General features: G+C 42.0%; 8 protein-coding genes. All 8 read left to right on the forward strand.

Annotated elements, in window-relative coordinates; all coding sequences use genetic code 11:
- Positions 1-20 precede the first annotated feature (20 nt).
- Positions 21-728 (forward strand): UMP kinase, encoded by a 708-nt coding sequence (gene pyrH / locus BM192_RS06430; RefSeq protein ID WP_037438064.1) that lies wholly within the window; start codon positions 21-23, stop codon positions 726-728.
- 36 nt (positions 729-764) lie between these two features.
- Positions 765-1,328 (forward strand): ribosome recycling factor, encoded by a 564-nt coding sequence (gene frr, locus BM192_RS06435; protein WP_037438063.1) that lies wholly within the window; start codon positions 765-767, stop codon positions 1,326-1,328.
- 162 nt (positions 1,329-1,490) lie between these two features.
- Positions 1,491-3,230: an ABC transporter ATP-binding protein gene (locus BM192_RS06440; protein WP_037438062.1), complete on the forward strand. Its 1,740-nt coding sequence runs from the start codon at positions 1,491-1,493 to the stop codon at positions 3,228-3,230.
- Between the two features lie 501 nt (positions 3,231-3,731).
- Positions 3,732-6,806, forward strand: coding sequence for a SusC/RagA family TonB-linked outer membrane protein (locus BM192_RS06445; protein WP_037438097.1), 3,075 nt, complete (start codon positions 3,732-3,734; stop codon positions 6,804-6,806).
- 94 nt (positions 6,807-6,900) lie between these two features.
- On the forward strand, positions 6,901-8,454 hold the full coding sequence (locus tag BM192_RS06450) for a RagB/SusD family nutrient uptake outer membrane protein (protein ID WP_037438096.1): 1,554 nt from the start codon (positions 6,901-6,903) through the stop codon (positions 8,452-8,454).
- 52 nt (positions 8,455-8,506) lie between these two features.
- Positions 8,507-10,054, forward strand: coding sequence for an alpha-N-arabinofuranosidase (locus BM192_RS06455; protein WP_234797516.1), 1,548 nt, complete (start codon positions 8,507-8,509; stop codon positions 10,052-10,054).
- A gap of 21 nt (positions 10,055-10,075) precedes the next feature.
- The gene (locus BM192_RS06460; protein ID WP_081857455.1) at positions 10,076-11,053 is read left to right on the forward strand and encodes a glycoside hydrolase family 43 protein; all 978 of its coding nucleotides are present in this window, start codon (positions 10,076-10,078) and stop codon (positions 11,051-11,053) included.
- Position 11,054: 1 nt separating this feature from the next.
- Positions 11,055-13,046 carry an alpha-L-arabinofuranosidase C-terminal domain-containing protein gene (locus BM192_RS06465; RefSeq protein ID WP_037438061.1) on the forward strand — a complete coding sequence of 664 codons (1,992 nt, stop codon included), beginning with the start codon at positions 11,055-11,057 and terminating at the stop codon, positions 13,044-13,046.
- The last annotated feature ends 1 nt before the right edge of the window (position 13,047 follow it).

Raw genomic sequence — 13,047 nt, forward strand, 5'->3', positions numbered from 1 at the left:
AAATAGTTATTTTTGGAGTCATGAAATATAAAAGGATCCTACTGAAGTTAAGCGGCGAATCGCTGATGGGCGAGAAGCAATATGGTATTGATAATGAGCGTGTAAAACAATACGCAGAAGATATTAAAGCTGTACATGCCCAGGGTCTGGAAATTGCAATCGTCATTGGCGGAGGTAATATTTTCAGAGGACTAAGCGCAGAAAAATCCGGAATGGATCGTGCACAGGCTGATTATATGGGAATGCTGGCGACAGTAATTAACAGTATGGCACTTCAGGATGCATTGGAGAAGGTAGGATTAAAAACAAGATTACTGACTGCAATTAAAATGGAGCAGATTTGCGAGCCTTTTATTCGCAGAAGAGCTGTACGCCACCTGGAAAAAGGACGTATTGTCATTTTTGGCGCAGGTACTGGTAATCCTTATTTTACTACAGATTCGGCGGCAGCTTTGAGAGCGATTGAAATTAAAGCTGATGCGGTGCTAAAAGGAACAAGGGTTGACGGTATTTATACTGCAGATCCGGAAAAAGATCCAACTGCAACCCGTTACAGTACAATCAGCTTCAAAGAAGTTTATTCCAAAGGATTAAATGTAATGGACATGACTGCTATTACACTTTGCGAAGAGAATCAGTTGCCGATTATCGTTTTCGATATGAATAAAACCGGTAATTTCATGAAAATCGCACAGGGAGAAGAAATCGGAACGCTGGTAAAAGCCTAGTTCACGATCATATATTTTTGACAAACAGCACATATTATGAATGACCTCATAAAGAAACAATTACAAGATGCCCAGGCTACAATGGATAAAGCTATCACCCATTGTGAGTATGAACTAACGAAGATCCGTGCAGGAAAAGCTTCCGCTGGAATGCTGGAAGGTATTAATGTAGACTATTATGGTGCCGCTACGGCTCTTGCCCAAGTTTCCAGTATTACTACACCGGATGCAAGAACCATATTAGTACAGCCTTGGGAAAAATCACTTTTAGTACCGATTGAAAGAGCTATTATGGAAGCCAATATCGGTATCAACCCTCAGAATGATGGTATCGTGATTCGTCTGGTTGTTCCTCCATTGACAGAAGAACGTAGAAGAGACCTCGTTAAAAAGGTTAAAGAAGAAGCTGAACGCGGCAGGATCACGGTAAGGAATATTCGTAAAGATGCGAATGAGAAAATCAAAAAGTTGAAAGGCGAAAGCGTTTCTGATGATGAGATCAAAACAGGTGAGGCAGAAGTCCAGAAGATTACAGATCAATATATTATCAAAGTTGACAAACACGCAGAACTGAAAGAAAAAGATATTATGACCGTTTAATTGTAATATAATCTGAACGTAATTAAAAGGGAATATGGCTGAAGCTATATTCCCTTTGTTTATTTTTGCCAGATTCCTGTTCGGCATATCAGCATAACCATTTTGCTTCCGCTCATTCAAACCAGATAACGCTATTATAACAGGCCCTTTTTTATTATACTCATGAATTTATTACTTCAATATCTAAAAAATTATAAATGGATTGTCGCCATGGCTTTGTTACTTGCGGCTATCAATATTGGCTTCTCCTTACTTGATCCCTACATTACAGGCCGTATAGTCGATCGCTTCATCGAGAAAAAAGACGTATTGGAACGCAGTGAGTTTGTCTGGGGTGTTCTGGGACTGGTTGGTTTGGGCGTCGGCGCAGCAATGGTATCAAGGATAGCTAAAAACTTTCAGGATTATTTTACCAGCGTGATTGTTCAGAAAGTTGGTGCTCAAATGTATTCTGACGGACTAAAACATAGCCTTGAGTTACCTTATCAGGTCTTTGAAGACCAGCGTAGTGGAGAAACATTAGGTATTCTGCAAAAGGTACGACAAGACAGTGAAAAATTTATAACTTCTTTTATCAGTATTCTGTTTGTCAGCCTGATCGGGATGGTTTTTGTAATCGTTTACTCAGTGACTGTTAGTTATAAAGTGACACTTATCTATTTTCTGGCCATACCGGTTATCAGTTTCGTCAGTTGGTTCCTGAGCCGTAAGATTAAAGTTATCCAGCGGGATATTGTTGCAGAGACAACAGCACTGGCAGGATCAACTACAGAATCTCTGCGAAACATTGAACTGGTTAAAAGTTTAGGCCTGGCCAGTCAGGAGATTGAACGGTTAAATAAGACAACTTATAAAATACTCGGTCTGGAGCTTCGCAAGGTAAAATACGTTAGAAGTATGAGCTTTGTGCAGGGAACTACAGTTAATCTCGTACGGAGTGCTATGGTTGTCGTGTTATTAATTCTTATTTTTGAAAATACCATTTCAGCCGGACAGTACTTTTCTTTCCTGTTCTATTCGTTTTTCCTTTTCGGACCATTGCAGGAGCTCGGTAACGTGATTCTGACCTGGAGGGAGGCCGAAGTGTCTTTAAATAGATTTAAGTCTATCCTGAGCACTCCCGTGGATGTGAAACCTCTTCATCCAGAAAAAATAGAGCAGGTGCGCACATTGGAGTTTTCCGGACTGAGTTTTAAACACCTTACCGGACAGGGAAATGCCTTGAGTAATGTAAGCTTTAAAGTTAGTGAGAAAGAAACAATTGCCTTTGTCGGACCATCAGGATCAGGTAAAACTACGCTCGTTAAATTGCTTGTAGGTCTTTATCAGCCAATTGAAGGCGATGTGCTTTATAATGGAATCTCAAGCCATCAGATTGATCTTGATCAGCTGCGTGAAAAAATTGGATTCGTAACCCAGGATACACAGTTGTTTTCTGGAACGATCCGCGAAAATCTACAATTTGTTCGCCCTGGTGCTACAGACGCTGAATGTCTTCGTGTCCTGGAACAGGCATCCTGTGAACGATTGCTAGCCCGTGCAGATAAGGGACTAGATACAGTGATCGGAGAAGGTGGTGTAAAAGTTTCCGGTGGAGAGAAGCAAAGACTTTCAATTGCCCGGGCTTTATTGCGTAGACCGGATATTCTCGTTTTTGACGAAGCTACTTCTTCTTTGGATTCATTGACAGAGGAAGAGATTACAGCGACCATAAGAGAAGTTTCTGACCTGACCAATCATATTACAATCCTCATAGCACACCGTTTGTCAACTATTCTGCATGCCGACCGCATTTATGTACTTGAAAAAGGGCATATCATCGAGCAGGGGAAGCATGAAGATCTACTGGAGGAAAAAGGTCTTTACTACGCGATGTGGAGGCAGCAGGTTGGTGAAAGATAGACTATATTTTTATATACAACTTAACGATTTAAAAAACGCCGGAATATTAAATTCCGGCGTTTTTTTTTGGCCGGTATGGAAACTAATTACCATACATATATCCCGCGGAGTGGTGTAAAATAATCTGCTTTTTTTGAGTATTTAAGCTTGTTTTTTGAATTTTTTTTCAAAAATATATTCAATTTACTTTCTGTTTTTCTTTTTAAAATCTTTGTTTAAAGATGTTTAATGGCTTTTTTATGCTCGTTTTTATTAAATGTAAAAATAACAGTTAAAAACATTTTAAATGTTATTTTGACGATTAATAATAAATTCCTACATTAGATTTGTTGTCCATGAAAATGGGGGGCATAAACCAAGTATAAACCAGTGCAATCCCGGGTTAACTGTAGCCATACAGTTTTTGACTCCTGAGCTGCGCTTAAAGCTTAAATCATGAAAGCACACGGGGGAAATTCCGATCTGTTTTGTAATCAGAAACCAAATATCAACACCATAATTATGAAAATTATTTTACTCAACAATTGCTGGCGGCATAGCCGGTATGCCTTGCTGTTGCTGCTGATTTTCTTATCTGCAGGATTGAAAGCGCAAACACCCGTCATAAAAGGGAAGGTCGTAGATGAACAAAATGCCGGATTACCGGGTGCAACGATTAGTATTAAAGGAAAGAAAACAGCGACAGCTTCAGATGGAGAAGGTAATTTTGTACTGTCGGCGGAACCAAATGATATTCTGCTGATCAATCTGTTGGGCTATACAGCAGCAGAAGTTAAAGTAGGTATGAGTAAACAGATTACCATTAGCCTAAATTCATCCAGTAAAGATTTATCTGAAGTTGTTGTCGTTGGTTACGGGACGCAGTTGAAAAAAGATCTTACGGGATCTGTAGCGCTGGTAGATGCTGCAGAGATTAAAAAAACCTCTGGGAGTGATATCGGACAATTACTGCAAGGCAGAACACCCGGTATTTCCGTTACTACAGACGGGCAGCCCGGGGCTTCTCCCACCATTCGTATTCGCGGGTTGGCTTCATTCAATAATCAGCAGCCTCTGTATGTTGTAGACGGAATTATGCTGGCTAATACACCCAGAGATTTTAGCCCTAATGATATAGAATCTATGCAGGTATTGAAAGATGGAACCGCTGCTGCGATTTATGGAGCTGCCGCGGCAAACGGGGTTATCATTATTACGACCAAGCAGGGTAAAAGAAATACACCACTTCAAATTGGCTATAACGGCTATGTTGGTATAGATAAAGTATGGCAACGCATTCCTGTTGCTAATAGGGAACAGTATCAGATGCTGAACAATGAATCTCAGTTAAACGGAGGAGAGGAAATGGCTCCTGCAAATGATCCTGCAAGCAGTATGTATATTAATACAATCAATACTGACTGGCAGAAAGAAGGGCTGAAGACCGGGCATCGGATGAACCATAACCTGAATTTTTCCGGAGGTGCTGAGAACTCAACTTATAATGTTTCTATGGATTATTATAAGCAGGGTGGGACGATCGTCGGTCAGGGACCGGATTACGACCGGTATACAGGGCGGATTAATACCACGCAGCAAAAAGGTATTTTTAAATTCGGGCAATCATTAAGTTATACCCATTCCAAGGAAAATTCACTGACCTTCCGTGGCGACGTACTGACGGGTGGGAGACCGCCGTTGATTAATGACCTGCTAATGGCTATTCCAACTCAACTGGTATATGATCCGAATATGCCTAATGGTTACGGAGGAACGCAATCAGACCGGGAGAAAGCTATTTCATTAAACGTTGTAGCGGTAAATAATATGTTCACTAATTATACAGAAGTAGACCGCATTTTCGGTGTGGCCTGGGCGGAAGCGCAACTTCTCAATCTGAATGGACATAGTCTGAAATATAAGGTGAATTTAGGATACGACAGAACTGTGGCCAGAGACTTCTCTTACCAACCTGTTTTTGATCTCGGCTTTTTCTTTAAGCAAACTGTAAGTCGTTTAGATGATAATTCAAGAGTATTTACAAATGGCCTGATAGATAATACACTTACTTATGACAAGGTATTCGGTAAACACTCACTGAATGTGGTAACAGGGGTTAGTTATAATAAAAATACATCATTATACCGTTCAGGACATGCAGAAGACGTAGATCCGGAATATCTTGTATTGGGTAATGGAAATAACAAAACAGTCGACGGAAGCATGGTGCCTTATGCCTTCTTTGGTATGTTCGGCAGGCTTAATTATAATTTTGATGATAAATATTTACTAACTGCAAATTTTCGCAGGGACGGATCTTCCCGTTTTGGATATGGCTATAAATACGGAAATTTTCCAGGCGTATCCGCCGGATGGAGAATTAGTAAAGAAAGCTTTATCCACCTGCCAAAATGGGTGAATGAATTGAAACTGAGGGGTGGATGGGGTCAGTTGGGTAACGCTAATATTGGCGATTTCCGTTATCTGGCCCTACTCAACCCTAATATTGTGTATAATTTCAACGGAACGAAAGTAACCGGAGGTACTCAAACCAATGTGGTCGACCCGAATATTCGCTGGGAAACCAAGACTACATCTAATATTGGAGTAGACGCAACATTCTTTGATGGAATGTTTGACCTGACTGCCGAGTACTACAACAACAAAGCTTCAAATGCGCTCATTGGTGAACCAATTCCAGCATCTGTTGGCTCGATAGATACTGCGCCCATTACCAATGCTGCCAGTATCAGAAACACAGGAGTAGAAATTAACCTCGCTTATCATAAAAAAGGCGGTGATTTTACTTACAGCATTGCCGGTAATGTGAGTACGGTAAAAAATACCCTTCTGAAACTAAGTGAAGGAGAAACGTCCAGAATTGTTGGTGGCTTTATTAGCACAGTAGGTAAAGAGATAGGCAGGCATTACGGCAGACTTGTCGAAGGCATATTCCAGAACGATGAGGAAATTAAAAATCATGCTTTCCAAAATGCAGGAACAGCTCCTGGTGACTTGAAATTTAAAGATATCAGCGGGCCAGACGGAGTTCCCGACGGAGTAATAAACGACCTGGACAGAACTGACCTCGGCAGTTCATTACCGAAAGTATATTACGGGTTAAATTTCACCGCCGCTTATAAGGGATTTGATTTCACCCTGTTTATGTCGGGTGCGGGTGGCAATCTGATTAATGGGGCACTTTACCGTACATTAATGCATACAACGGACTATATTAACTATCATACAGACGCATTGAACCGCTGGAACCCATCTAATACCAATACCGAGTTTCCAAGACTTGCTGCTAAAGATCCAAATCAGAACGGGGTTGATTCCGATAGAAAAAACTGGTTACAGAAAGGAGATTACCTGAGAATTAATACGGTGTCCCTGGGTTATACATTCCAGAATATGCAAGTAAATTGGATGAAAGATCTGAGAATCTATGCAACTGCACAAAATTTACACACCTTCCAGTCTTACAAAGGATATAACCCAGACTTCGCACAGACGCGTCCTTTTGAACCCGGCTTTGATCCCGGATCATATCCTACACCCCGTACATTTTTACTGGGTGTACAGGTTAAATTTTAGAGAAAACGAAAAGTACAAAACATAAATAGGAACATGAGAGCCGCTTTTGGCAAATAGCCGGGCAATGATGAACCTGCAAACTAGAAACAAGCACATGAAAAAAATATGCTGTTATATTCTTCTCGGTCTGTTGGCAACAGGCTGTAAAAAAGAACTGGATATACAAAATCCAAATGCTAAAACCATAGACGTTTACTGGAAAACTGCAGCAGATGCACAGGCAGGTGTGAATGCGATTTACAACAGCCTTATTCAGGACGGCACCTATATGCGGATGTTCCCCGCGTTAACCGACAGTCGCGGAGATGACTTTTATGGTGACAGTCCCTGGGGAGACCTGGTGCAGGTTGGTAATTTTACCATCCCCTCTAATTCAGGCCCCGTACAATGGATTTGGGCAACACATTATCAATTGATCTGGCGCGCAAACCAGGTTATTGTGAATGTTCCGGCAATTGAAATGGACACTGAATTAAAAAAGAGAATTCTGGGGCAGGCTGCATTTCTGCGTGGCGTAGCTCTGTTTAATTTGGCTAATACCTATAAATCGATTCCTGTTCCACTTGAATTGCCAACGGATAAAACCAAATATCATACGCCGACAGCCACCGATGAAGAACTGTGGGGCCAGATAATTTCCGATTTTAAAACGGCTAAAGAATCGCTGCCGGTTACCTATGCAGGTGTGAACGGTCCAGATGCAGGCAATATTGGCCGGGCTACAAAAGGTGCCGCTACGGGGATGCTTGGAAAAGCCTATCTCTATCAAAAAAAATGGACAGAGGCCGCAGCAGAATTTAATGAGCTGATTAATGGTGCTCAGAAAGGTACTTATGCATTAATGCCTGATTATAGAGATAATTTTAAGGAAATCAACGAGAATAATAAGGAATCCCTTTTTGAAGTACAGTTTGGTCAGCCAGATGCTTTAGGTGGGACAGTTATGAATTACGGAGGCGAACCGAATGCAAATTGGAAACAGGTGAGCTCTATAGGAAGAACGTATGCGATGGATGGCTACGGTTATTCAGACTTTATGCCTACACGATGGATTTACGAAGAATTTAAACAAGAGAAGACAAAAGCAGGAAAAAGTGATCCACGGTTACTGGCGACAATCGCCTCCTACGAACCTGCTGATAATTCAATTACCGTATACGGCAATAAATGGCCGTTCGCGCTTGACAAAATATATCCTCGGAAATACACACATGATGGCCTAAACTGGCCAGGTAATGACGATCAGGAAAACTCAGGCATCAACTACCGGATTCTACGTTATGCCGATGTTTTATTAATGTATGCTGAAGCGCTCAATGAAACCGGAAATACTATTGAAGCCTATAATTATATTCAGCAAGTACGGGACAGGGCTGGTTTGCCGGATTTGAAAACTGTAAAACCAGGACTAGGTCAGGTGGGAATGCGTGATCAGCTGGGCCATGAACGGGCACTTGAATTTGCGACTGAATCTATTCGCATCAATGATATTATTCGTTGGGGCTGGTTATATGATCCGGTTAAACTGGCAGAACTCAGAGCCCATGATCCTGATTTCAAAACCTGGATTCCCGGAAAAGAGTATCTTCCGATTCCTTTGTCGGAGTTAAACGTTAATCCAAATTTAAAGCGTAATTCCGCTAATTAATACCTGGTTCTGCCGTAAACCGGCAGGACCCTTTTTTAATTAAATTAATACGATGATGATGCAAAAAACTACATGGCTTAAAACAATCTGTCTGTCTGTGATGGGCATAGGTTTCAGTACCGCGATGCAAGCGCAGACGAAGGTTAGTCTTCAGACAACACAGAATGGTGGAACAATCAGTAAACACATTTACGGGCATTTCGCCGAGCATCTGGGGAGAAGTATTTACGACGGCTTTTATGTTGGTGAAAAATCGACGATTCCGAATACGGCCGGTGTGCGTAATGATATTGTTGCTGCGCTTAAGAACTTGAATATTCCGAATTTGCGCTGGCCTGGTGGCTGTTTCGCCGATCGATACCATTGGAAAGACGGTATTGGTCCGAAAGCAGACAGACCTTCTATCGTGAATACGATGTGGGGAGGCGTAACAGAAGATAACAGTTTCGGGACACACGATTTTTTAAATATGTGTAAACTCCTGGGTACCGAACCATATCTTGCTGGAAATACAGGTAGTGGTACTGTGCAGGAATTATCTGACTGGGTACAATACGTGAATTTCGAAGGTAAAAGTCCGATGTCGGACCTGCGTGTGCAGAATGGACAAGAGAAACCATGGAATGTCAAATTCTGGGGAGTAGGTAATGAGGCCTGGGGTTGCGGCGGAAATATGACACCGGAATATTACGTGGGAGAGTACAGGAGATTCGCCACCTTTATGGAAGGTAAAGACCTTTATAAAGTAGCTTCCGGAGCAAATGTGGACGACTATCACTGGACGGAAACACTCATGAAAGGTATCCCTTTAGGTTTGATGGACGGCGTCGCGCTGCATCACTATTCCTTCCCAAGCTGGGAGAAGAAGGGGCCGGCAGTAGGGTTTTCAGAACAACAATATTTTGAAACTATGAAAACTGCGCTGAGAATGGATGAGCTGATCACCAAACATTCTGCTATTATGGATAAATATGATCCTGCAAAAAAGATTGGTTTGGTTGTGGATGAATGGGGTGGCTGGTTTGAAGTTGAGCAAGGGACTAATCCAGGCTTTCTGTATCAACAGAATACCATGAGAGATGCTATGATAGCAGGTGCTACGCTAAATATCTTCAACAATCATAATGAAAGGGTTAAAATTGCGAATCTGGCTCAATGTGTAAATGTATTGCAGGCGGTAATTCTGACAAAGGGAGAGAAAATGCTACTATCCCCGACATATCATGTAATGGAAATGTACAAAGTACATCAGGATGCAACCCGTATTCCTTTAACAATTGAAACTGGCGATTATATGCTGGGTAGTGAAAAACTACCGGCGGTATCTGTATCTGCTTCGGTTGATGCAGCTGGGAAAAGCCATATTTCGCTAGTCAATATACAGTCTAAAAAAGGAGAAGAGATTACAATTGATCTGAAAGGTAAAAACTTTAAACAGGTAAACGGAAGAATCCTGACTTCAGGAAAAGTAGATGATCATAACGATTTTGATCATCCGGATAAGATTAAACCGGCAGCATTTAAAGATGCGGTATTGAAAGACGGAAAATTAACAGTTAAACTGCCGGCCTTTTCGGTAGCAGTATTAGAATTAATTTAAGCCAGGTATAAACGAAATATTATGCAAAAATTAACAGACCGGATTGGTATGGGGCTATTGATGCTGCTGGGCTTCTGGAACTTTCAGGCCCTGGCACAACAGACGGGCAATCCGATTATACAAGATAAGTATACCGCAGATCCTGCGGCATTAGTTCACCAGGATAAAGTTTATCTGTATGCCGGGCATGATGAAGCTCCTGCTGGAAAGGAACATTATGTAATGAATGAGTGGCTGGTTTATTCCTCTTCAGACCTGAAGAACTGGACTGAGCATCCCGTACCCCTGAAGGCAAAAGATTTTGGTTGGGCAAAAGGAGATGCCTGGGCTTCGCAAGTTATTGAAAGAGAGGGCAAGTTTTATTGGTATGCGACTGTCGAACACGGCAGCATTAAAGGTAAGGCCATAGGAGTTGCCGTTGCAGATAATCCTTTGGGCCCATTTAAAGATGCCAGAGGATCGGCATTGATTACGAATGACATGACAACCGGCCAGACCAGCATCAGCTGGGATGACATTGATCCCACGGTATTTATCGATGATGACGGACAAGCATACCTATATTGGGGTAATACCCAATGCTACTATATTAAGCTGAAAAAAAATATGATCGAACAGGATGGCCCTATACATACGGTAGATCTGCCAAACTTTACGGAGGCGCCATGGCTGCATAAACGCAAAGACTGGTATTATCTTTCTTATGCCTACCAGTTTCCGGAAAAAATAGCTTACGCTATGAGTAGAAGTGCTACCGGTCCCTGGGAATATAAAGGGATCTTAAATGAGGTTGCCGGGAACTCCAATACTAACCATCAGGCCATAATTGATTTTAAAGGTAAATCATATTTTATATACCACAATGGCTCGATTCCCACTGCTGGCGGCAGTTACAGACGCTCTGTCTGTATTGAAGAATTACATTACAATGCCGATGGCACAATGAAACGTATACAAATGACCACCGAAGGATTAAGGTCCGGAGAAAGCAAAAAATAAGATGAAATTTAAACCATTTGCCCTTGCGGCCATTACTGCACTTTGCACATTACAGGTGCAAGCACAAAAAACCCGGACGATTGTTGTAGATCCGGCAAAACAGACCGCTAAAGTACAACCGGAAATGTGGGGTGTGTTTTTCGAAGATATTAATATGGGGGCAGACGGCGGGATTTATGCCGAGCTGATTAAAAACCGCTCCTTTGAATTTTATAAACCCATGATGGGTTGGAAGGTCGAAGGAAAACGTATAGAAGGCGATGTGCTGGTGCTGAACAGACAGGAAAGCAAATCATCCAATCCGCGTTATATCCGTGTAAAAACTGGGGGGAAACAGACAGATCTCGCCTTATATAACGAAGGCTTCAAAGGCATTGGTGTTAAAAAAGGGCTGGAGTATGATTTTTCCGTTATGTACCGCCAGCAGCAGAAGGGGCTTAAACTCCACATAGCACTGGTGGACAGCACAGGAAAGGTACTTGGGCAGTCTGAATTGATACCAGAAAAACCAGATGGTCAGTGGCAGAGTCAGCACGCCAGTTTTAAATCCGCAGAAACGGTAGAGAAAGCTAACTTTAAAATCTGGTTTGAAGGCGAGGGAGCAATCGATCTAGATATGATCTCGCTGTTTCCGGGTGATACCTGGAAGAACAGAAAGGGCGGTCTAAGGGGAGATATGGTACAGCTTTTAGCTGATATGAAACCTGGATTTGTCCGCTTTCCGGGTGGTTGTATCGTCGAAGGACATGACCTGTCGACCCGTTACCAGTGGAAAAAAACAATAGGTCCTGTTGCCGATCGTGAAGTAATCATAAACCGATGGAATACCGAATTTGCACACAGACCCTCTCCCGATTATTATCAGACTTTTGGGCTTGGTTTTTATGAATATTTTCAGCTTGCTGAAGATATAGGAGCAACTGCGTTACCTATTCTGAATTGTGGAATGGCCTGTCAGTTTAATACGGCAGAGCTGGTTCCTCTTGATGAGCTGGGTCCTTATATCCAGGATGCGCTGGATCTGGTTGAATTCGCGAACGGTGCGGTTAGTACACCATGGGGCAAAGTACGGGCAGACATGGGACATCCGGAACCTTTTAATTTAAAAATGCTTGGAGTCGGGAACGAAAACTGGGGACCTCAGTATTTGGAAAGACTGGAGTTGTTCACCAAAGCATTAAAAAGTAAATATCCGGATATCCTGCTAGTTAACAGTTCAGGAACAGATCCGGACGGGGAACGTTTCGATTTGCTGAATACTTCTTTACGGAAAATGAAAGCAGATATTATCGATGAACATTATTACAGATCACCGGACTGGTTTCTGAAGAATGCAAACCGTTATGATAGCTATGACCGGAAAGGATCAAAAGTTTTTGCTGGTGAATATGCAGCACAGAGCAAGGCTATTGCTAATCCTGGTAATCAAAATAATTGGGAATGTGCTATTGCCGAAGCGGCTTTTCTAACTGGTTTGGAACGTAATGCAGACGTTGTTCATATGGCTTCTTATGCCCCGCTTTTTGCACATGCTGAAGGTTGGCAATGGACACCAGACATGATCTGGGTAGATAACCTGAATGTGTATGGAACGCCTAATTATTACGTGCAGAAACTGTATTCTCTTTATAAAGGGACAGATGTCGTTAGTATTTTGGAAGACAATAAATTTATTTCCGGCCAGCAAGGGATTTATGCATCGGCTGTTACCGACAGCGAGACCGGCGAACTGATTATCAAAATAATCAATCCTGGTAAGGAAACCCTTAGCAGGGAGATTCAGATTAAAGGGAGCAAAAAAGCTGCAGCAACTGCTCAGCTTATCCTGCTGCAAAACAATAACCCGGGGGCTGTGAATACTTTTAGTAATGCAGTGAATGTAAGTCCTGAGACTTCGCCGCTGTCCGTAAAGAATAATAAAGTTAATCTGGAATTGAAACCCTACTCTTTTAATTTGATCAGGGTTGATCTGAAAGGTAAAGGTGTTTTGTAAT

Origin of the sequence: Pedobacter antarcticus, assembly GCF_900112985.1 — a bacterium.
In the GTDB taxonomy this organism is placed as follows: domain Bacteria; phylum Bacteroidota; class Bacteroidia; order Sphingobacteriales; family Sphingobacteriaceae; genus Pedobacter; species Pedobacter antarcticus.